The sequence below is a fragment of the Bradyrhizobium sp. NBAIM03 genome, assembly GCF_020194055.1.
Classification (GTDB): domain Bacteria; phylum Pseudomonadota; class Alphaproteobacteria; order Rhizobiales; family Xanthobacteraceae; genus Bradyrhizobium; species Bradyrhizobium yuanmingense.
This window is the reverse complement of sequence record NZ_JADYVS010000008.1, coordinates 98,247-116,974: the sequence shown is the minus strand read 5'-3', so window position 1 is coordinate 116,974 and position 18,728 is coordinate 98,247. Positions and strand designations below refer to the sequence as shown.

The following is an 18,728-nucleotide window of genomic DNA, read 5'->3' as shown; positions in this document are numbered from 1 at the left end:
CAGGACGGTCAATTGCGACGCCGGCTCATTCTCGCGGAGGACAGGACATGCGGATCACCTATTTCATTGCAACTCTCGCAGCATTCGGTGCACTGACGGCAGCCGATGCCCGGGCCGGCAACTCGGCCAGCGTGCTGCAATTCGGCACGACCAACTCTTCGTTCATTTCGCAGAGCGGCGGCACCAGCAACAGCGCCACCACGATGCAGTTCGGCGCCACCAATGCCGCGACGACCTTGCAGACGGGCTCGCTGCTCACCGTCAACACCTCCGTGATCGGGCAGGGCGGCACCACTGCGACCGCAACCAATACCGCGCTGACCGGCCAGGTTGGCGGCTCCAATTCGAGCCTGATCGGCCAGATCGGCGCGAACAACACCGCCGGCGTCGGACAGCTCGGGATCCTGAACGGATCGACTGTCCTCCAGCAGGTTCCGTGAGCAGATCCGAAGTGGTGAGGCATGTCATGAAACGTCATCTCGGCGGCGCATGTGCCGCAACGCTCGCTCTATACCTGGCCGGCGCCCTTTCGGCGCAAGCGCAGACGGCCGACATCAAGACCATCGTGTCGGTCGGCGGGCCGCCCGTGGTGCTGAACCAGAACAGCCAGCTCAACATGGCGGGCGTGTTCATGATCGGGGGCACGACCAGCGCGACGGTCACCCAGAACGGCACCAACAACGCCACCGGCGTGCTGCAGTTCGGCGGAACGAATTCCGCATCGATCGGGCAGGCCGGCGTCAACAACTTCGCCTATGTCGGCCAGGCCGGCCAGTCGGCGACCAGCCTGATATCGCAGCTCGGCGCGATGAATGCGGGCACGGTGGCGCAGTTCGGCACCGTCAACGCCTCGACCATCGTCCAGACCGGTCCCTGACGCGCGAGCGATCTCGCCAGTGTCGACAACGAACGGGGAAGCGCGATGCGAGGCGGCAGACAGGTGCTGAGGCGGGCTTTGGCCCTGGCGGCGATGCTCGCCGCCGTCGGTGCGGCGACGCCGGCAAGCGCGGGGACCGTCCAGCGCAGCGTGACCAACCGGAACGTAAGCATCCAAACGGTCGTGCAGTTCGGCGACAATGTTCAGCCTGTCACGATCGAGGAGAACAGCCGCATCAACATCGCGCGGGTGATCCAGATCGGCGGGACCGGCACGGTGGACGCGACCATCATCCAGAACGGCACGCACAACTATGCCAATGTGATCCAGGTCGGCGGCACCACCAATGCGGCGATCGGTCAATCCGGGGTGAGCAACACCGCCGAGATCACCCAGATCGGCAATTCCACCAACGCGCTCCTGCTCCAGATCGGCGACATGAACACGGGAGCGGTGAGGCAGTTCGGGCGTTTCAACTGGCTGGCGATCTTCCAGTTCGGCCGATGATGGAGGTGTAACATGAAGCTGCTTCTGCTCGCATCCGGACTGGGATTCATGAGCGTGGTTGCAATGGCGCCGGCCGGCGCCGGCGACGGTCACACCACCGTGGTCCAGGACGAGAACGGCACGTCGGTGATCACGCAGAGCGGTGATCCGGCGGAGGCCGAGGTCACGATCGACAAGGAGCCCGGGCGCACGACGGTCACCCGCCGCAGCGGCGGCAACACCGCGATCGTGACACAGGGCAGCGCAAGCCCGCATGACATGCTCGACTGGCTGCGCAAGCTGCAGGGCCACTGACGCACGAAGCCATTGAAATGAGAGAGGAATTCCGGGCGTTCTGCCGCACCTTGTTCCCGGTTATTCGCGTGCCTTAACCAATAATTAATTATACGTTTGCGGGTGGGCGACAGCCCGGCCTAGCCTCCTTTCGGGGAGCCGCTATCGCGAAGCCAAACGAGTGTGGTGCGTATCATGATTGCCAGATCATATAGGGCGTTGTTCGCCTCGCTCAGCGCAGCTGCGCTGCTGCTTAGCTCCAGTGACAGTCTTGCCGGACCCGCCGGCGCCACTGCGTCAGGCGTCGCAACTGCCGCCGCGCCGCCGGCTGCGGCACGTCCGGCGATCGGGCCGGGCGCCAGGTTCCACCGCCGCAGCGCTCCCTGGGTCTATTGGCCGGGCGGCGGCAGCTACTTCTACGACGGCGCCGGCTACAGCCAGCCCTTCGCCGATGTGAACCAATCGCTCTCCGCCGATGTGCGCTACACCTACACCTATGATGTGCCCTGGGACTGGACGCATCGCTATCCGCCGAACGTCGTGCCGTCCAATCGGCCCTACGTGCCGAGCTGCCCGACGGAGCAGGTGACGGTGCCCGGCCGTGGCGGCAGCGAGCACACCGTCAACATCATGCGCTGCTATTGAGCTAGCCGAGTTCGAAGCTGGTGACGCCGAAGACGCGGTCGATGCGCAGCGGCGCGATCGGCCCCGTATACATCCGCGCCGTCTCGAACACCGGCTCGAGGCCGAGCGCCTCGGCGAGCGCGATCGCGACGGGATTGACGGCGGGGACGTCGAGGAAGACCTCGCCGGCGCCCGCGCTTCCGAGCAGCGCCTGCACGACTTGATCCGCGGCGTCGCGGTCGTCGGCGACGAGCGGGCCGATCTTGTAGCCCGTCCGGCAGGGCCGGATCACACCCCATGCAGCGAGCCTGCCCTCGCGCAGCAACGCGCGGCCGACATGACCTCGCGTGTTGATCCAGACGCGCAGGAAGGCGCTGCGCGCGGCGGGGAATACACGGGCGTCATCGGCGTCCACCAGCGCAAACGGGACCTTGTCGAGCGCCACGACATCGGCAGACGGCTTGACGGATTCCGCAACGGTGCCGCCATAGCGGATATTGGCGTAAGCGAGCTGGAAACCCGACTTCTTGTAATTCTCCTGCTGCGCCACGACGCCGTCGAGGCCGATCACGCGCGCGCCTGCATGCGCGATCGCGGCATTCCAGATGCGCAGGCCATGGCCCGCGCCGCGAAAGCGCTCGCGCACGATGTAGAAGCCAAGGAAGGCGAAGCGGTCGTCGTAATTGACGCAGGAGACGGTCGCGACCGGCTCGCCGTCGATCTCGCCGACGAAGAAGCCTCGGGCATCGGGGATCGCGAAGCAGGCGGCATCCGCCAGCCCCGGATTCCAGCCCTCTGCAGCGGCCCAGTCGACGGCGAGGGCGATTTCGTCGGGGCGCAAATTGCGGATCTGCAGATCACTCATTTCAAGCGCCTCATGATGGATGTCTTCGGCCATGGACCTGCCGACGCGTCTGGCTGTAGAAGGCCTCATGATAGGCCGAGCCTGCAGCTCGCCTCAACTAAAGGGATCATCGGATCATGGCAGTAGAGAAGGTTGCGCTCGTCACCGCCGGCGGCAGCGGCATGGGGGCGGGGGCTGCGCGGCGGCTGGCGGCGGACGGGTTTGGCGTCGCGATCCTGTCGTCCTCGGGCAAGGGCGAGGCGCTGGCGGCCGAGCTCGGCGGGCTCGGCGTTACCGGCTCGAACCAGTCGAACGACGACCTGAAGCGCCTCGTCGAGGCTGCGATGGCGAAGTGGGGACGGATCGACGTTCTCGTCAACAGCGCCGGGCACGGGCCGCGTGCCCCCATTACCGAGATCACGGACGAGCAGTGGCACACCGGCCTCGACACTTATCTCTTGAACGTGATCCGTCCGACCCGGCTGGTGACGCCGCTGATGCAGGCGCAGAAGGGCGGCGCCATCATCAACATCTCGACCGCCTGGGCGTTCGAGCCCAGCGCGATGTTCCCGACCTCGGCGGTGTTCCGCGCAGGGCTCGCCGCCTTCACCAAGATCTTCACCGACGCTTACGCGGCCGACAATGTCCGCATGAACAACGTGCTGCCGGGCTGGATCGACAGCCTGCCGCAACAGGACGCGCGGCGCGACAGCGTGCCGATGAAGCGCTACGGCAAGGTCGAAGAGGTCGCGGCGACAATCTCGTTCCTGGCCTCCGACGGCGCCGCCTACATCACCGGCCAGAACATCCGCGTCGACGGCGGGCTGATGCGCTCGGTCTGAGCGGCGGCCTCAATGTGAGGCGATGAGCCGCGCCAGCTCCGGCAGGATCTTGTAGCGGGCGATCTCGTGCGGATACTCGCCGCGATTGGCCAGCAGGACGATGCCGATCCGCCGCGCCGGCACCAGGCCGATATAGCCGGAGGCGTTGTTGAGGCCGCCCGGCTTGTCGACGATGGTGACGCCTGGAACGCGCACGGTCTCCCAGGCCGGGCCCTGTCCGAATCTTTCGTCGACGCGGAAGGCCTCGCGCTGCGTCAGCCGCAACGCCTCGCGCAAATGCGGGTCGATCGCGCGGCCGTCGACGCAGGCGGCCGCGAAGGCGGCAAGGTCGCGGGCGGAGGCGAACATCTGGCCCGTGCCGGGAAAATCGAAGTAGCTCTGCTGGTTGCCGATCGGCCCGATCGCCATGCCCTGGTCGGAATAGCCCTGGACCACGCGCTGCATCGCCGCCGCGTCCATGACGGCGCGATGGTCCGGACCGCGCTCGGGGAGGAAGGTGGAGCCCATGGCGAGGGGGCGGAGAATGCGGTGCTGGATCAGCGCATGGATCGGCTTGCCGTAGCAACGCTCGAGCACGAGCTGAAGCAGCACATAGCCGGCATGGGTGTAGACGCGTTGCCGGCCAGGTGCGATGCCGGGTGCCGGCGTGAAGGCGTTCAGCAGGGCGATGAACTGCTCGCGCGTAAACTCTTCGTTCGGCCAGGGCGGATGGTCGGTCGGCAGTAGCAGGCCCGACGTGTGCGTCGCCAACTGGCCCACAGTGACGTTGCGGATGTAGTTGCCGCTCAGCTCGGGCAGGTATTTCGGCAGACGATCGTCGAGCCGCAGCTCGCCGCGCAGCACGCCGAGCGCCACGAGCGTGGCCTCGAACGGCTTTCGCAACGAGGCGAGGTTGAACAGCGTGTCGGGCGTCACCTTCTGTCCGGTCGCATCGTCGGCGAACCCGTAGTTGAAGAACTCGACATGGCGCCCGGCATAGAGGGCTGCGGCGAGGCCGCCCGCATGGTCCGCCGTCGCGGTCGGCACCAGCTCGCCGGCGACGATGTCGCGCATTTGCGCAATCATGTCGGAATCGGCCGAGGCGCGGCGCGGGCAAAGCGCCATCGCCATCGCAATGGACGCGGCCTGGGCGAAGCCTCGCCGGGTGATCGGGGATGAGATGACAACGGGCGGCACGTGCTCTGATCGATCATGCTGATGCGCCCCGGACATGGTTTAGCGAGAAGACCGCGAGGTCCCAATTCACGATTGCGCGTTGTGGGTTCCCGTCATCCGGGCTGCGAAACTGAGCCGTCAGGCTAACAATTGTTGACGGCCGCGACCCCGGCGTGTATAGTTAGCTTCATGGCTAACCAATTATCCAATCTCGACCAGATCTTCGCCGCGCTCGCCGATCCGACGCGGCGGGCGATCGTGATGCGGCTGTGCGCGGGCGAGGCGTCGGTCGGCGAGCTCGCCGATCCCTTCGACATGGCGCTGCCGAGCTTCATGAAGCACATCCACGTGCTCGAGACGAGCGGGCTCGTTCAGTCCGAGAAATCGGGACGCGTGCGCACCTGCCGTCTCAGCGCGGATGCGCTGGTCGGCGCCGAGGATTGGTTCCAGCAGCAGCGCGCGGTCTGGGAAGCGCGGCTCGACCGCTTCGAGGCCTATGTGATGAAGCTCAAGAAAGAAAGGGCGGGCGTCAAGCGGCCGTCCCGAACAACCAAACGGAAAGGTTCCTGACAATGACTGGTTCTGCCAACCCCGCTCTGTCGCAATGGTCGCTCGACCGCGAGATCGTGATGTCGCGCGTGATCGACGCGCCGCGCGATCTGGTGTTCGAGGCATGGTCCGATCCGAAGCATCTGCCGCAATGGTTCGGCCCGAAGGGCTTCAAGGTCGAGACCTTCGAGATCGACGTGCGCGTCGGCGGCGTCTGGCGCTTCAACATGATCGGGCCCGACGGTACGGTCTATCCGAACCGGATGCGCTTCCGCCGCATCGAGCGGCCGTCGCTGATGGAGATGGATCACGGTACAGACCAGGATGACGATCCCCGCATGTTCCGCTTCACCGTCACCTTTGCCGAGCAGAGCAACGGCAAGACCGTGCTGATGATGCGGCAGCTGGCCTCGAGCACCGAGCAGCGCGATGGCATGATCGGTTTCGGCGCCGTCGAATACGGCTACCAGACGCTCGACAAGCTCGCGGCCTATGTGGCGGGCATGAAGCGGTGAAGGCAGTCCCGCCATTCCCGGGCCCTGAGATGGCGAGCCGGGAATGACGGCGTGCGCGAACGCATTCTGATCAAGCCGCCGTCGAAATGGCGGCTTGCCTTGTACAGGTCAGGTCAGCGCGTTGGTGACCGGCGGCTCCTGCATCTGCTCCACTTGCGCGGCGCTGTCGGGACGTGCGGGTCCAAGCACGGGCTCGTCGCCCAGCGGCTCGAAGGCGGGGCGGAAGCTGAATTCGCCGCGGCCGTCGAGCGACGGACCTTCGTTGTAGCGGCCTGGCTCGAGCGGCGCTCCGCTGCGCTCGGTACCCATGAACATGTAGCTGAACTCGGTCGCTTCCTTGCTCCGGTCGAAGCTGTTCGGAATCGGCAGCGCGGCATCTCCGCCCAGCTCCTCGATCACGGCGAGCCATTGCTGTTGATGCATGGTGTCGCGCGCGATCAGGTAGCTGAGCATGTCCTGCATGCCCGGATCGCTCGTGGAGTTGAAGAGGCGCACCGCCAGCGTTCGGCCGGTGGCTTCGGCGGCCACGTTGCAATACATATCGGCGGCGAGATTGCCGCTGGCGTAGATGTGCGAACAATCGAACGGGACGCCGTCGGCGTTGGCCGGGAAGGCCGCCATGCCCGTCGACAGGATATGCCGATGCAGCATGCCCTCGATCACGTGTCGCGGCCGCTCGCCGCCGGACATCACCGCGCCGACGATCGGATTGCCCTGCATGCTGCTCTCCTGCATCGTCGCCGGTGCATTTTCCAGGTTCAGGGCGACCGCGGTCGAAAGCATCTCGATGTGGCTGATCTCCTCGGTTGCGGTGTTGAGCAACACGTCGCGATATTTGGCCGGAGCTCGCGCGCCCCAGGCCTGGAAGAAATATTGCAGGCAGACGCGGATCTCGCCCTCCACGCCGCCGATCGCCTGCTGCAGCTGGCGGGCGAAGATCGGATCGGGCTTCTCGACCCTGACCGGGTATTGCAGTCGCTTGTCGAAATAGTACATGCGCAACTCCTTTTTGTTCTGTCGGTATTGGCGCAATGAAGCCCGTGGGGTTGCGTTCCTAATCATCTGCAATCGCAGCTCAGGATCGCTTCCAAACTCGCCGACCGCAGAGCCGAAACGGACGCGGCCCCCGCGACCGTTCCTATGCGCGTCGATGGGAAGGCACGGCGACCTCGTCGAACGATCCGGCGATGCTCGCGTCGACCAGCACCCAATTGCCGTCGTTGGTCAAGGTGCCCGCCACGATGATCACGTCGGATTGCCGCGGTGAGGCCCGCGACATCAGATGGTCATTGTCGTTTGGGTGAGGGCGCAACTTCGCGCTGTGACCACGCGCTGCTGTGAACGGCGGGGCGCAGCCGGCGTTCCCGCGGTCGAAGACCACGTTTGCGTTTGGCTATCGCAGGTTAGCGCTGGGTCCTTCGGCCGGAACAGGCGACGAAGACATGGTCTCTCCTGCGGCAATCAGCGCGGCCGTGTTAGGAACAATCGCCCGTGCTTCCCGGTTGCGCGAACGACGCCAGTCAAATGGAGAACAGGAAAATGGCCAATGCAGCCCGCGATACGTTCGTGGTGGGACTACGCAATGCGCATGCGATGGAAGTGCAGGCGCGAGAGTTGATGGAGCGCCAGTCGGAGCGGCTGGACGAATATCCCGAGGTCAAGGCGAAGATCACGGCGCACCTTCAGGAGACCAATGAGCAGCTGCTTCGCCTCGAAAAGTGCCTGGAAGCCTGTGGCGAGAGCACGTCGAGCCTGAAGGATACGGCGCAGTCGGTGATGGCCAACATGATGGCCATGGCGCATTCGGTTGCCGGCGACGAGATTCTGAAGAACACTTTCGCGAACAACGCCTTCGAGAATTTCGAGATCGCCGCCTACAAGTCGCTGCTCGCGCTGTGCGGCGCGGCCGGCATGCCGGAGGCGAAGGAGCCGCTCGAGACGTCATTGAAGGAGGAGCAGCGCATGGCGGCCTGGATCGATTCCAATGTCGAGAAGGTCACCATGGAGTACCTCACGCATCAGCGCCAGGCCGCGTAGTTCTTCGCGTTCCTCGCTGACAGCGAACCACCGGCGCGCCCCGCGGCCGGTGGTTTTTTCGCGCCGCCGGGTTCCCTGCCATCTGCGCGTGAGCCTAGGAACGATCGCTGCGATCAGGCTTTGGCAGTGATGACGCACATCATCTTCAGCGATTACCGCAATCCGGCGGCGGAGCAGGCCTACGAGATCGCCTGGGACTTTCTTACGCGAACGGGCGCCATCAGCGACGAATTCGACGCCTGCGTGTTCCTGGCGCAGCGCATCACCGTGATGGTCGAGGAGGGACACACGAATCGGATCCGCATGGCCAACCGCGCGATCTCCGAATACCAGCGCCATGCCGCGGAACGCGACGATCTCATCCGTGGCGGCGGCCGTTACGCCGAAAGGCGTTGAGCGCCGGCGAAGCGGGTTTACTCCCTGGCTTCGTCCGTGACGATGTCGCCGAGCTTCTGCCAGCGTACGCCGTCGAACTGCACCATCTGGAACTGCTTGTTGACGCGATAGTCCGCTGGCGTGGTCGTGACCGAGATCCCCGGGAGCGTCAGGTCGAGCTCGACGTTCTTAAGGTTGGCCGCCTGTCGCATTACGTTCTCGCGCGTCAGATCGTCGCCGCATTGCTTCAGCACCTGCACCAGGAGCTGCGCGGTGATGTAGCCATAGACGTTCAGGTTCGAATCCCTGTCGCCCTCCGGGTAGTACTTCGCCATGAAGGCGAGGTAGCGCTTCATGCCGGGGTCGTCGTTCCATTCGGGGTCGGCGGCATCCTTGACGTAGCCGACGCTGATGATGCCCTTGGAATTATCTAGCCCGGCGGGCTTCAGCACGGCGCTGAGCGAGGAGGCGTTGATGTCGATGATGTGCAGCGCCTTCCAGCCGATCTCGGCGACCTTCTTGATGGCCTGCGCGGCCTGCTTCGGCGTCGTCGCGCTGAACAGCACGTCGGCGCCTGCATCCCTCAACCGCAGGATCTTCGAGTCGATCGTCGGCTCGCCGATCTCGTAGGAGGTCTCGGCGACGACCATGTTCGTCTTGTCGCCGAGGCCCGCCTTGAGGCCGGCGAGATAGTCCTTGCCGAGATCGTCGTTCTGGTAGAGCACGCCGATCTTGGCGTTCGGATGGTTCTTCAGGAGGTACTGCGCGTAGATCCGGCCCTCGACGAGGTAAGAGGGGTTGAAGCCCATGGTCCAGGGAAAGTTCTTCGGATCGGTGAAGCGTGCGGCGCCGGTGGCGGCGAAGAGCTGCGGGATCTTCTTGGCGTTGAGATATTTCTGGACGGCGACGTTCGGCGCGGTGCCGATGATCTGGAAGGTCAAAAGCACTTCGTCACTTTCGACGAGCTTGCGGACCTGCTCCACCGTCTTCGGCGGCGAATAGGCATCGTCATACTGGATCAGCTCGACCTTGCGGCCGTTCACGCCGCCCTGGTCGTTGATCATCCTCATATAGGCGGCCTGGGTCTTGCCGATCACCGCGTAGGCCGAGGCCGGGCCGCTGAGCGGCACGGTCTGGCCCACCTTGATCGCGGTGTCGGACGCGCCGGGATCGTATTTCTTTTGTGCCTGCGCTGCCGCGACCGAGAGGAGAAGGGCGGAGGCTGCGATGAATTTGGTGACGACGTTTTTCATGTCGGTTTCCTCCAGCAATCCTCATTCGCCCTTGAGGCCGGCGTCGCGGATCAGCTTGGTCCATTTCTGCGTTTCGGCGTCGATGAACTTGCTGAACTCGGCGGCGGTGCCTGGGCGCACTTCGAGGCCCTGCGCGGTCAGCTTGTCCTTGATCGCAGGCTCGGCGAGCGCCCGCAGAACCTCGGCCTGGAATTTGTCCACGATGGCGCGCGGCGTCGTGGACGGCACCATGAAGCCGTACCAGCCGGCCGCAGCCACATTGGGAAAGCCCTGCTCGCGCAGCGTCGGTGCCTGCGGATACAGCGCGCTGCGCTCGGCCGAGGCGACGCCGAGCACGGTGAACTTGCCGCTCTGGATGTAGGGCAAGGCCGTCGGCAGCGCGGTCAGTGTGGCGTCGACGCGTCCGGCGAGCAGCTCGGTGTAGGAGGCCGCATCGCCCCGGAACGGGATGTTCAAACCCTTGACGCCGGCGTCGCGGAACAGGAGCTCTCCGGCAAGATGCGGCTGCGAGCCGGCGCCTGGGGAGGCGAAGGTGAGGCCGTCGGGCTTGGATTTGCCGTAGGCGATCAGGTCGGGAAGCGTCTTGAACGGCGCGTCGGCGCTGATGATGAGGAACAGCGGCGCGATCACCACCATCGCCACCGGCGTCAGATCCTTGCGCTCATAGGTCAGCTTGCCGAACAGCGCCTCGGCGGTGGCGTAGGGCGCCGCGACATAGAGGATGGTGTAGCCGTCGCCCGGCGCATGGGCGACCATGTCGTTGGCGATGCGCGTGCCGGCGCCCGGCTTGTTCTCGACAATAAACTGCTGACGCAGGCTGCGGCCGAACTCTTCGGCGAGCAGACGCAGCGAGATGTCGTTGGACCCGCCGGGCCCGTAAGGCGAGATCAGACGGACCATGCGCGAGGGCCAGGCGTCCTCGGCATGTGCCCTCATGCCTGAGCCGGCCGCGAGCCCGCCCGCGATCGTGCCCAGCAGAGCTCGCCGCGTCACCTTGAACGATGCCACTGTTGTCTTCCTCCCTGTATTTGTTTCTCTTTTATCTGCCGCTCTTACGACCTCAGATCACCTTTCGTTGGGTGAGCTGCTCGATCCTGGCGTCCGAGAGCCCGAGCCAATCCCGGTAGACCTCGTCATTGTCCTGGCCGACGTCGCCCGCAGCATGGCGCAGGCGCGCGGGATCGACGGTGAAACGCGGCACGACATTGGTCATGGCGACCGTGCCGAAATCCCGGTCGGCAACGCGCGTGATCACCTCGCGCGCCTTCACCTGCGGGTCGTCGGCGATCTGATCTATCGAATAGATCGGGGCGAGCGTTCCCTGCGCGGCGTTGAAGCTCGCGAGGACCTCGTCGAGGGGGTGCGCGGCGCACCAGGCCGCAAAGATGTCGTTGAGCTCGGCGGCGTGCTGGACGCGCTGCTCATTGCCGGCAAAGCGCGGATCCGCGATCAGATCGGGGCGGCCGATCGCCCGGCAGTTCGCTGCAAAGAGCGCGTTGGTCGAACCTGCGAGCGTGACCCAGTGACCGTCGCGGGTGCGAAACACCGCGGCCGGTGCTGAATAACCATTGGCGTTGCCGATGCGGCTGCGAACGGTGCCGAGCTGGTCGTGCTCGATGGCGAGGACGTCGAGCAGGCGGAAGGTGGCTTCGGTCAGCGCGAGATCGATCTCCTCGCCCGGCGCATCCGGGTCGCGCGCCCGCTTCCACAGCGCTGCCAGCACGCCGACGGCGCCGAACAGGCCGCCGATCGAATCCCCGATCGGGTATCCGGGATGGGTCGGTTCGCCGCCGCTCTCGCCGGTGATGTAAGTCAGTCCGCCCATGGCCTCGAAGATGCGGGCGAAGCCGGGGCGCTCCCGATAGGGACCATCCTGCCCGAAGGCGGTGGCGCGCAGAATCACGAGACGCGGCTGGATCGACCACAGCACCTCCTTGGGAAGCCCCCAGCGATCCAGCGTTCCCGGACGAAAATTCTCGATCAGCACGTCGAAGCGTGGAAGCAGCTGCTTGAACAGCGCAAGCCCTTCCGGCGTGCGCAGATCGAGCGTGGCAAACTTCTTGTTGCGGTTGGCGGCCTTCCACCACAGCGGCTTGCCGTTCTTGAACGGCGGAAACGACCGCACGCCGTCGCCGTGCCCGGGCATCTCGATCTTGAGCACGTCCGCGCCGTAGTCGGCCAGCAGCGTGGCGGCGAACGGCGCGGCGATGATCGTCGCGATGTCGAGAACCTTCAATCCTTCGAGCGGTCCAGCCATATCATGTTCCGGCGCTTATGATTTTCTTGGTTTTGCGCGGCGGCGGCTTGAGCTCGGCCTGCCCGACCATGGCCCGGATGCCATCGGCGAGCGCCGCGATGCGCGGACCGATTTCGCCCTCGAGCTGCCCGGGCTGCAGCCGGAAGGCGGGGATGCCGCAATTGATCGAGAATGATTGTTTCGCTTCGCCGATATGAAACAGCGGCGCGGCGACGGCATGGATCGAGGCTATGTACTCGCCCCAGCAGGTGCAGAAGCCGCGGCTTTTGCATTGCGCGATGCCGGCGCGGTATTTGTCGCGGAGCGCCGACCACAATCCGGCATCCTCGGCGGCGAGATTGCGTTCCAGCCGGTCTGCATCGGCCGGCGGCAAGGTCGCCGCCGCGGCGCGGCCCATGGCGGTCATCACGACGGGAATGGGCATGCCGATGTCGGGCACGTGCGGGCCGACATCGCCGGAGCGCGCGGTCTCGACATAGATCATCGACGTCGCATCGAGCAGGCCGATCGACACCGTGCCGCGGACGCTGTGCGCCAGCTCCTGCATCATCGGCCGCGCCACCTGGCGGAATTGCATTCCGGCGAGCAGGGGATGCGCCATCCGCAGCGCCCGTGCACCGACGCGGTACTTCGACCGCTCGGCGTCGTAGCGGAGATAGCCGAGCTCGGCCAAGGTATGGGTCAGCCTCGCCACCGTCGGGCGCGGGATGCCGGTCAGCGTCGACAGCTCCATGTTGCCCAGCAGCGTGCTCCCGGCCTTGAACGCCTCGAGCACGACGAGCCCCTTGGCCAGAGTGGTGGCGAAAGCGGCGTCATCCGCGCTCTCGGCCAGCACGGCTGCGGCAGAGGAGAGCGGGCGCTGCGGCTTGGGTGAGTCAGTCGGAGCCATCCCCGAATATCAGACGGACGGATTTCAAATGTCCAATAGATTCGCCATCCATGGGAAAATTGTCCGATATGTGGACACTCGGCTCAGCGCTTCTTGCGCCTTCCGGGCACCGCTGGAACGACCGGGCACACAGATTTTTGTCGTGATTGCCTGTCGTTCCGTGACAGGATTATTACGACGACGTGTCAGATCGATAATTTTTGCGGAGCGGTTCATGTTGCAGTGGCAGGCGCGGTCAAATCCCCTGGCGTGGTGGTGGGGATCCCTCACGCTTGTGAGCAGCGCCAATATCCTCGTCTGGTTCATGCTCTATCGTGAGTTCTATCCGACGCCTTCGGCCAGCCTCGGTGGCGGCTCGGACATCGGGCTGATGTTCCTGCTGTGCGCCGGCTATGTGTTCGGCTGCGCCTTCCGTTCGGTGCTGCCGCGCGCCGACGTGCAGCGCATCTGCCTGTTCGACACCTGGCTCTCCAGCGTCGCCGTCGGCCGGACGGTGGCGACGGTGGCCGAGCTCTGCTTCGCCGCGCAATGGGCCATCATCCTGCATCAGCTCGGCAAGATGACGGGCGCGGAGACCGCGGTGAACATCGCGCTCGTGATCGTGCCGATCATCATCATCGCGGAATGCTTCTCCTGGTACGCGGTGGTGACGACCAACTTCCTCTACAACGCGATCGAGAATTCGCTGTGGGCTGTGACCTTCTTCCTGGCCGGCATCGCGCTGTGCCGCCTGATGCCGGAATTCCAGGGCGTGGTGCGCTGGGCGCTGATGTCAGGCATCGTCGGCATCGCCTGCTTCCTCGCCTTCCTCATCACCGTCGATGTGCCGATGTATCTCAGCCGCTGGCGGGCAGGGCATGAAGAGGGCAACACATTCCTCGGCTTCCTCGAAGGACTGCATGACGTCTCGACGCGCTGGGTGGTGACCCATGACATCGCGCACTGGAAGGGCGAGCTGACCTGGATGTTCCTGTATTTCAGCGCCGCGGTGTGGTCGAGCCTCGCGCTCTGCGCGCTCTACGCGATGGAAGGCTATCTGACGCGCTATCTCGCCTGACGGTCAGATTCCAACTTGACGCGTTCTCTGAAGCGAAGCGGTATCCACTTCGCTTCAGAGGCTTTATTTGCCGACCAGGCTGCATTTGCTGCGATCGAGCGGGCGGAAGGCCTGGTCGGGCGGGATCGTCGCGACCAGCTTGACGAAGTCCCACGGGCCCTTGGATTCCTCCGGTGTCTTGACCTGCACCAGATAGAGATCGTGCACCATGCGTTGGTCCTCGCGAATGCGGCCGTTGGGGGTGTAGGCGTCCGACACCGGCGTCGCCTTCATTTTGGCCATCACGACGGCGCCCTCATCGGAACCGGTGTCCTTCACGGCCTGCAGATAGTGGCGCACGGCGGAATAGACGCCGGCCTGAATCTGCGAGGGCATCGCCTTGCGGCGAGCATAGAACGCATCGGAGAATTTCCGGGCTGCCGGCGAGACATCCTCGAAGAAGGAGGTGACGATGAGATCACCGCGCGTCGCTTTGAGCCCAACCGCCTCGATGTCGACGTTCTGGAACGACATCGGCACGATCTTCATGCCTTGGCTGGCGAGGCCGAACTCCTCGGCCTGCTTGATCGCGGTCGCGTTGTCGCCGGCAACGTTGATGGCCAGGATCTTGGCGCCCGACGACTGCGCCTGGAGCAGGAATGAGCTGTAATCGGGCGTGCCGAGCTGCGCCTTGACGCTGCCGGCGACCTTGCCGCCGAGTGCGGCGATGCGCTCGCGTGCGGTCACCTCGATCGAATGGCCGAAGGCGTAGTCGCCGGTGATGAAGAACCAGGGCTCCTTGCTGGTCTGCATGATGCCGGAGACCACGGCGGTCGCGGTGGAATAGGCGTCCTGGGTCCATTGCACGCTGGTTGGCGCGCACGCTTCATCGGTCAGCTGGTTCGCGCCGGCGCCGGAGATGAGGAATATCTTGCCGTTGCCGCGCACCAGCTCCTGCACCGCCAGCGCTGCGCCGGAGCTGCCGCCATCGGCGACGGCCTGGACCCCGTCGCTGAACCATTTTCGCGCCAGCGATGCGGCGAGATCCGGCTTGTTCTGGTGATCGGCCTGCAAGATCTCGATCGGCTTGCCGTTGATCTTGCCGCCGAACTCCTCGGCGGCCATTCGCGCCGCTTCGACTGAGCCCGGACCCATGGCGGTCGCGAACACGCCGTTCATGTCGGTGAGGACGCCGATGCGGATGGCCTCGCCCTTGATCTCGGCCCGCGCGGGGAGGGGCGCGAGCGCAAGTGCGATCAGGAGGGTGGCGGCGGAGGTGGTGCGGGTCGTGCCCATGGCGTTTCCTTGATGTTATCGTTGATTGATCGATGTTGACGGTCAGGCCGGTTCGGCGATCACCGTGTTGCGCAGGGTGCCGATGCCGGAGATCTCGACCTCGACGGTGTCGCCGGGGCGCATCCACAGCGGCGGCGTGCGCTTGGCGCCGACACCGCCCGGCGTGCCCGTGACGATGACGTCGCCGGGCAGGAGCGGACAGATGGTGGAGATGTAGGCGATCAGCTCGGGGATGGCTGTGATCAGGAGATCCGTCGTGGTGTTCTGCACGACGTTGCCGTTGAGCCTTGTCTGCAAGGTGAGCTTCGACGGATCCGGAATCTCGTCGGTCGTCACCAGCCACGGACCGAAACTGCCGCTCTCGGCAAAGGTCTTCCCGGCGAGGAATTGGCTGGTGTGGCGCTGCCAGTCGCGGATGCTGCCTTCGTTGTAGCAGGAATAGCCGGCGACGTGGTCGAGCGCGCGGCCAGGGGGGATGTGACGGCCCGCCTTGCCGATGACGAGCGCGAGCTCGCCTTCGTAGTCGAAGTCGTCGCTCACCCCAGGTTTGACGATGGGCTGGAGATGGCCGACCTGGCTACAGGCGAAGCGCGCAAACAGCGCCGGCTTTTCGGTGACGGTGCGGCCGGTCTCGGCGACGTGATCGCGATAGTTGAGGCCGACGCAGATGATCTTGCCGGGATCGGGAATCACGGGCGCGAAGTTGATCTTGTCGAGCGGATGATCAGGGGCCGCGGAGGCGGCCAGCCTTGCCGCCTCGGCGAGCTGACCGGCTTCGAGCAGCTCCCGCAGCGTGGTGCACCCCGCTATCCGCGCGCCGAGATCGACGACACCGTTGTCCTTGACGGCGCCGAAGGTGGGGCGTCCGTCGGCGAGGAAAGAAAGCAGCTTCATGAAATGTCCTTGACAGGGTTCGGTCAGGCCGCGGAGGGCGCTTGGGCTGAAGGAATTTGGGTTGGAGGCGCGATGGCGGCGCTGAGGCGGTCGAGCTCGGCCTCGTTGCGGGCGGAGCCGCGGATGTAACGGTCGGGACGAACCAGTGCGGCGATGATGCCGTGCTCGCGCAGCCAGGGCCCAAGATCGTTGGCATCGTCGCTGGTCAGGATCTTGATCCCCGTCTGCGACAGCGCGAGACGCGATGAGAGTGCCGCCGCCGTCTCGACGAGCAGCACGTGGTTGTAGCCGGTCCGGTCATCGCTGCGGCTGGCGTCGGTCAATGTGAACTGCGGCGCGAGATGTCCGGCGAGCGGCAGGTCGCCGAACACTAGTCCGGGGCCGAGCAGGGGCTTCTTCACGTCCAGCTTGACCGGCGCGTTCTCGCGCGCTTCGCCGGCGGCAAGGCCGGCCTCGATCGCCTTGGTGTTGATGACACCGCCGAGGCGAATGGCGAGCTCGATGAACGCGCGCACATGCGGCAGCCGTTCGCTCTGATAGGTGTCGAGCAGATCGGGCGCGGCGCCTTCGCGGATCACGCTCGCCAGCTTCCAGGCGAGGTTGGCGGCATCGCGAATGCCGGCGCACATGCCCTGGCCGAGGAACGGCGGGGTCTGGTGCGCAGAATCGCCCGCGAGCAGCAATCGCCCGTTCCGCCATTGCTGCGCGATGACCGAATGGAACGTGTAGACCGCGGCGCGCTCGATCTCGGCATCGGCGGGCGTGATCCAGCGCGACAGCAGCTCCCAGACCTTCGCGGGTTGCGCAACGTCCTGCGAATCCTCGTCCGGGAGAACTGTGATCTCCCAGCGGCGCCGCATGCCGGTGCCGCGTACATAAGTTGCCGGCCGCCTGGGATCGCAATGCTGGAGGCTGTAGTCACCGAGGTCGTCGCGCGCGCGATTGAGCAGGACGTCGATCACGAGCCAGCGCTCGTGGAAGCCGAGGTCGTCCATGCCAGAACCGATGAAGCGGCGCACCAGCGAGCGGGCGCCGTCGCAGCCGATCACGTATCCGGCGCGGACCTCGCTGAGCCTCCCGTTGGAGAGGTCTTCGCAGCGGACGCGCACGCCGTGCTCGTCCTGATCGAGCGCGAACACCTCGCAGCGGTTGCGCAAGGTGACGTGTGGCCAGCGGGCGAGGCCGCCGATCAACACATCCTCCAGATCCGGCTGGTGGAAGCGGTAGCTGAGATGCCAGCCCATCGGGGTCAGCGTCTGCGGACGGGACCAGTCCAGCAGCATGCGGCCGGCTGCATCGAGAAACAGCATGCCGGGACTGAGAATGACGTGCGGCAGGATCGCCTCGGCAAGCCCGATGGTCTGGAACACGCGCATGCATTCATCGTCGAAATGCACCGCGCGCGGCAGATGATAGGTCCGCGCCTCGCGCTCCAGCACCAGAGTCCGCACGCCGCACAGGCCGAGCAGGTTGGCGAGCGTGGCGCCCACCGGCCCGCGGCCGACGATCACGACGTCAAACTCTTCCGGGGTGGATTTATCTTGCATGGGGTATCTCTTCCCCAAGCAGGGCCGGCGCATCAACGCCGGCGCGGCAAGTGTCCGCCCAGCGGACGGCCTCTATTCCGCAACAGGAATGGCCGACGCCGTTTCCAGCAGCTGGCTCGCAAACTGCGCGACCGCTTCCTCGATCCCTAGCGCCGAGCGGATCCAGATGATCGAGATGCAGCCGAATACGGCGCCGTCCCGCACGATGGCAACGGCAATCGAAGCCGTCTTGGGATTGTATTCGCCCTCGGTTCGGATCGCGTAACCTCGCGCCGCGGTCTCGGCGATCATGCGGTCGAGCCGGCCCTGGTCGAGGAAGGGGCGGTCGTCGGCCTCATCGATGCGGCGGAGATGATTGATGATGAGATCGCGTTCGCGCGCAGGGCAGGCGGCGAGATAGGCGCGGCCCGCAGACGTGCGCAGCATCGGCAGGCGCTTGCCGATCATGCCGCGGTCGATCGAGAGCGGGCTGCGAGAGTGGGTGGTCTCCTGCACCACCATCGCCGCGTTCTCGTAAGTCGAGAGATCGACCGGCCAGACCAGCTTCTTGCTGAGATCGGCGAGATAAGGCGCCGCCGCCTGGCAGATCACCACGCCGGGATCGTAGCCGTCGCCGAGGCTTAGGGCACGCCGGGTGACCCGAAATCGGTCGTCGCTGGCGCTGCGGGCGATATAGCCGAGCTCCTCCAGGGTTTCGAGGAGGCGGTAGACGGTGGGTCGGGGCAGGTCGAGCGCGCGGGCGACGTCGCCGGCGCGGATGCCGCCGGAGCGGTTGACCTCGTGCAGCACGTCGAGCCCGCGCTTGAAGGCACGGACGCCCTCAGACTGCCGAGGCTGGCCGTTCCGCGTCCGCTCCTTGGACACTTCCTATTTCCTCCCTTGTGGCACATCGCGGCGCGCTTATTGTCGCCTGCGAACGCGAGGCGATTGCGGAACGCCACCGTAGGATCGCGCGCGG

23 protein-coding genes are annotated in these 18,728 nt (G+C 65.4%); 11 read left to right on the top strand and 12 right to left on the bottom strand.

The annotated features are described in order from the left end of the window. Positions 1–47: 47 nt before the first annotated feature. From I6F21_RS14250 to I6F21_RS14230, 5 genes are all read left to right on the top strand, one after another. Positions 48–440: a curlin gene (locus I6F21_RS14250; RefSeq protein ID WP_036029059.1), complete on the top strand. Its 393-nt coding sequence runs from the start codon at positions 48–50 to the stop codon at positions 438–440. Positions 441–466: 26 nt separating this feature from the next. Beyond that, complete coding sequence (locus I6F21_RS14245) at positions 467–877, top strand: curlin (protein WP_036029065.1); 411 nt, start codon at positions 467–469, stop codon at positions 875–877. Between the two features lie 45 nt (positions 878–922). Continuing rightward, complete coding sequence (locus I6F21_RS14240) at positions 923–1,384, top strand: minor curlin subunit (RefSeq protein WP_036029066.1); 462 nt, start codon at positions 923–925, stop codon at positions 1,382–1,384. A 12-nt stretch (positions 1,385–1,396) separates the two neighbouring features. Next, positions 1,397–1,678: a hypothetical protein gene (locus tag I6F21_RS14235; RefSeq protein ID WP_225139893.1), complete on the top strand. Its 282-nt coding sequence runs from the start codon at positions 1,397–1,399 to the stop codon at positions 1,676–1,678. Between the two features lie 174 nt (positions 1,679–1,852). Further along, complete coding sequence (locus I6F21_RS14230) at positions 1,853–2,302, top strand: hypothetical protein (protein ID WP_225139894.1); 450 nt, start codon at positions 1,853–1,855, stop codon at positions 2,300–2,302. Position 2,303: 1 nt separating this feature from the next. On the opposite strand, the gene I6F21_RS14225 is transcribed toward I6F21_RS14230, so the two are convergent. Next, positions 2,304–3,146, bottom strand: coding sequence for a GNAT family N-acetyltransferase (locus I6F21_RS14225; RefSeq protein WP_225139895.1), 843 nt, complete (start codon positions 3,144–3,146; stop codon positions 2,304–2,306). Positions 3,147–3,262: 116 nt separating this feature from the next. On the opposite strand from I6F21_RS14225, the gene I6F21_RS14220 reads away from it, so the two are divergent. Further along, entirely contained in the window at positions 3,263–3,967 is a 705-nt protein-coding gene (locus I6F21_RS14220; protein WP_036013481.1) for an SDR family oxidoreductase, read from the top strand. 9 nt (positions 3,968–3,976) lie between these two features. Here I6F21_RS14220 and I6F21_RS14215 read toward each other — a convergent pair whose 3' ends face one another. Further along, a complete protein-coding gene (locus I6F21_RS14215) occupies positions 3,977–5,032 on the bottom strand; it encodes a serine hydrolase (protein ID WP_225139954.1) in 1,056 nt (351 codons plus the stop codon). A 279-nt stretch (positions 5,033–5,311) separates the two neighbouring features. On the opposite strand from I6F21_RS14215, the gene I6F21_RS14210 reads away from it, so the two are divergent. Then, positions 5,312–5,692 carry a metalloregulator ArsR/SmtB family transcription factor gene (locus I6F21_RS14210; protein ID WP_225139896.1) on the top strand — a complete coding sequence of 127 codons (381 nt, stop codon included), beginning with the start codon at positions 5,312–5,314 and terminating at the stop codon, positions 5,690–5,692. 2 nt (positions 5,693–5,694) lie between these two features. After that, on the top strand, positions 5,695–6,186 hold the full coding sequence (locus tag I6F21_RS14205) for an SRPBCC family protein (protein WP_225124945.1): 492 nt from the start codon (positions 5,695–5,697) through the stop codon (positions 6,184–6,186). 108 nt (positions 6,187–6,294) lie between these two features. Here I6F21_RS14205 and I6F21_RS14200 read toward each other — a convergent pair whose 3' ends face one another. Together I6F21_RS14200 and I6F21_RS14195 are read right to left on the bottom strand one after the other, a co-directional pair. Next, positions 6,295–7,182: a manganese catalase family protein gene (locus I6F21_RS14200; protein ID WP_225139897.1), complete on the bottom strand. Its 888-nt coding sequence runs from the start codon at positions 7,180–7,182 to the stop codon at positions 6,295–6,297. Positions 7,183–7,324: 142 nt separating this feature from the next. Further along, positions 7,325–7,465: a hypothetical protein gene (locus I6F21_RS14195; RefSeq protein ID WP_225139898.1), complete on the bottom strand. Its 141-nt coding sequence runs from the start codon at positions 7,463–7,465 to the stop codon at positions 7,325–7,327. 260 nt (positions 7,466–7,725) lie between these two features. Here I6F21_RS14195 and I6F21_RS14190 point away from each other — a divergent pair, with 260 nt between their 5' ends. Further along, positions 7,726–8,223 (top strand): ferritin-like domain-containing protein, encoded by a 498-nt coding sequence (locus I6F21_RS14190; protein ID WP_225139899.1) that lies wholly within the window; start codon positions 7,726–7,728, stop codon positions 8,221–8,223. Between the two features lie 129 nt (positions 8,224–8,352). Further along, positions 8,353–8,619: a hypothetical protein gene (locus tag I6F21_RS14185; protein ID WP_081493004.1), complete on the top strand. Its 267-nt coding sequence runs from the start codon at positions 8,353–8,355 to the stop codon at positions 8,617–8,619. 17 nt (positions 8,620–8,636) lie between these two features. Here the strand turns inward: I6F21_RS14185 and I6F21_RS14180 are convergent, their stop codons facing one another. Genes I6F21_RS14180 through I6F21_RS14165 form a run of 4 tightly spaced genes read right to left on the bottom strand, consistent with a single transcriptional unit; the run spans position 8,637 to position 12,997 of the window. Then, the gene (locus tag I6F21_RS14180; protein WP_225139900.1) at positions 8,637–9,851 is read right to left on the bottom strand and encodes an ABC transporter substrate-binding protein; all 1,215 of its coding nucleotides are present in this window, start codon (positions 9,849–9,851) and stop codon (positions 8,637–8,639) included. A gap of 21 nt (positions 9,852–9,872) precedes the next feature. Then, positions 9,873–10,859, bottom strand: a complete 987-nt coding sequence (locus I6F21_RS14175) for a tripartite tricarboxylate transporter substrate binding protein (RefSeq protein ID WP_225139901.1) — start codon at positions 10,857–10,859, stop codon at positions 9,873–9,875. A 52-nt stretch (positions 10,860–10,911) separates the two neighbouring features. Then, on the bottom strand, positions 10,912–12,108 hold the full coding sequence (locus tag I6F21_RS14170) for a CaiB/BaiF CoA-transferase family protein (RefSeq protein WP_225132561.1): 1,197 nt from the start codon (positions 12,106–12,108) through the stop codon (positions 10,912–10,914). A gap of 1 nt (position 12,109) precedes the next feature. Next, positions 12,110–12,997 carry an IclR family transcriptional regulator gene (locus I6F21_RS14165; RefSeq protein WP_225139902.1) on the bottom strand — a complete coding sequence of 296 codons (888 nt, stop codon included), beginning with the start codon at positions 12,995–12,997 and terminating at the stop codon, positions 12,110–12,112. Between the two features lie 214 nt (positions 12,998–13,211). Between I6F21_RS14165 and I6F21_RS14160 the strand changes: the two genes are divergently transcribed. Next, positions 13,212–14,054, top strand: coding sequence for a hypothetical protein (locus I6F21_RS14160; RefSeq protein ID WP_036013504.1), 843 nt, complete (start codon positions 13,212–13,214; stop codon positions 14,052–14,054). Positions 14,055–14,117: 63 nt separating this feature from the next. Here the strand turns inward: I6F21_RS14160 and I6F21_RS14155 are convergent, their stop codons facing one another. From I6F21_RS14155 to I6F21_RS14140, 4 genes are all read right to left on the bottom strand, one after another. Continuing rightward, positions 14,118–15,329 carry an ABC transporter substrate-binding protein gene (locus I6F21_RS14155; RefSeq protein ID WP_225132560.1) on the bottom strand — a complete coding sequence of 404 codons (1,212 nt, stop codon included), beginning with the start codon at positions 15,327–15,329 and terminating at the stop codon, positions 14,118–14,120. 42 nt (positions 15,330–15,371) lie between these two features. Next, positions 15,372–16,223, bottom strand: a complete 852-nt coding sequence (locus I6F21_RS14150; RefSeq protein WP_225139903.1) for a fumarylacetoacetate hydrolase family protein — start codon at positions 16,221–16,223, stop codon at positions 15,372–15,374. Between the two features lie 23 nt (positions 16,224–16,246). Next, entirely contained in the window at positions 16,247–17,770 is a 1,524-nt protein-coding gene (locus tag I6F21_RS14145) for a bifunctional 3-(3-hydroxy-phenyl)propionate/3-hydroxycinnamic acid hydroxylase (protein WP_225139904.1), read from the bottom strand. A gap of 72 nt (positions 17,771–17,842) precedes the next feature. Continuing rightward, complete coding sequence (locus I6F21_RS14140) at positions 17,843–18,634, bottom strand: DNA-binding transcriptional regulator (protein ID WP_036029106.1); 792 nt, start codon at positions 18,632–18,634, stop codon at positions 17,843–17,845. Positions 18,635–18,728: the final 94 nt, after the last annotated feature.

Excerpts from the sequence above, each read along its gene's own strand:
- I6F21_RS14225 (WP_225139895.1), bottom strand. The coding sequence starts at position 3,146 with ATGAGTGATCTGCAGATCCGCAATTTGCGCCCCGACGAAATCGCCCTC.
- I6F21_RS14210 (WP_225139896.1), top strand. The coding sequence starts at position 5,312 with ATGGCTAACCAATTATCCAATCTCGACCAGATCTTCGCCGCGCTCGCC.
- I6F21_RS14180 (WP_225139900.1), bottom strand. The coding sequence starts at position 9,851 with ATGAAAAACGTCGTCACCAAATTCATCGCAGCCTCCGCCCTTCTCCTC.
- I6F21_RS14245 (WP_036029065.1), top strand. The coding sequence starts at position 467 with ATGAAACGTCATCTCGGCGGCGCATGTGCCGCAACGCTCGCTCTATAC.
- I6F21_RS14185 (WP_081493004.1), top strand. The coding sequence starts at position 8,353 with ATGACGCACATCATCTTCAGCGATTACCGCAATCCGGCGGCGGAGCAG.
- I6F21_RS14220 (WP_036013481.1), top strand. The coding sequence starts at position 3,263 with ATGGCAGTAGAGAAGGTTGCGCTCGTCACCGCCGGCGGCAGCGGCATG.
- I6F21_RS14145 (WP_225139904.1), bottom strand. The coding sequence starts at position 17,770 with ATGCAAGATAAATCCACCCCGGAAGAGTTTGACGTCGTGATCGTCGGC.
- I6F21_RS14205 (WP_225124945.1), top strand. The coding sequence starts at position 5,695 with ATGACTGGTTCTGCCAACCCCGCTCTGTCGCAATGGTCGCTCGACCGC.
- I6F21_RS14190 (WP_225139899.1), top strand. The coding sequence starts at position 7,726 with ATGGCCAATGCAGCCCGCGATACGTTCGTGGTGGGACTACGCAATGCG.
- I6F21_RS14230 (WP_225139894.1), top strand. The coding sequence starts at position 1,853 with ATGATTGCCAGATCATATAGGGCGTTGTTCGCCTCGCTCAGCGCAGCT.
- I6F21_RS14150 (WP_225139903.1), bottom strand. The coding sequence starts at position 16,223 with ATGAAGCTGCTTTCTTTCCTCGCCGACGGACGCCCCACCTTCGGCGCC.
- I6F21_RS14170 (WP_225132561.1), bottom strand. The coding sequence starts at position 12,108 with ATGGCTGGACCGCTCGAAGGATTGAAGGTTCTCGACATCGCGACGATC.
- I6F21_RS14160 (WP_036013504.1), top strand. The coding sequence starts at position 13,212 with ATGTTGCAGTGGCAGGCGCGGTCAAATCCCCTGGCGTGGTGGTGGGGA.
- I6F21_RS14235 (WP_225139893.1), top strand. The coding sequence starts at position 1,397 with ATGAAGCTGCTTCTGCTCGCATCCGGACTGGGATTCATGAGCGTGGTT.
- I6F21_RS14165 (WP_225139902.1), bottom strand. The coding sequence starts at position 12,997 with ATGGCTCCGACTGACTCACCCAAGCCGCAGCGCCCGCTCTCCTCTGCC.
- I6F21_RS14240 (WP_036029066.1), top strand. The coding sequence starts at position 923 with ATGCGAGGCGGCAGACAGGTGCTGAGGCGGGCTTTGGCCCTGGCGGCG.
- I6F21_RS14250 (WP_036029059.1), top strand. The coding sequence starts at position 48 with ATGCGGATCACCTATTTCATTGCAACTCTCGCAGCATTCGGTGCACTG.
- I6F21_RS14215 (WP_225139954.1), bottom strand. The coding sequence starts at position 5,032 with ATGATTGCGCAAATGCGCGACATCGTCGCCGGCGAGCTGGTGCCGACC.
- I6F21_RS14195 (WP_225139898.1), bottom strand. The coding sequence starts at position 7,465 with ATGTCGCGGGCCTCACCGCGGCAATCCGACGTGATCATCGTGGCGGGC.
- I6F21_RS14155 (WP_225132560.1), bottom strand. The coding sequence starts at position 15,329 with ATGGGCACGACCCGCACCACCTCCGCCGCCACCCTCCTGATCGCACTT.
- I6F21_RS14200 (WP_225139897.1), bottom strand. The coding sequence starts at position 7,182 with ATGTACTATTTCGACAAGCGACTGCAATACCCGGTCAGGGTCGAGAAG.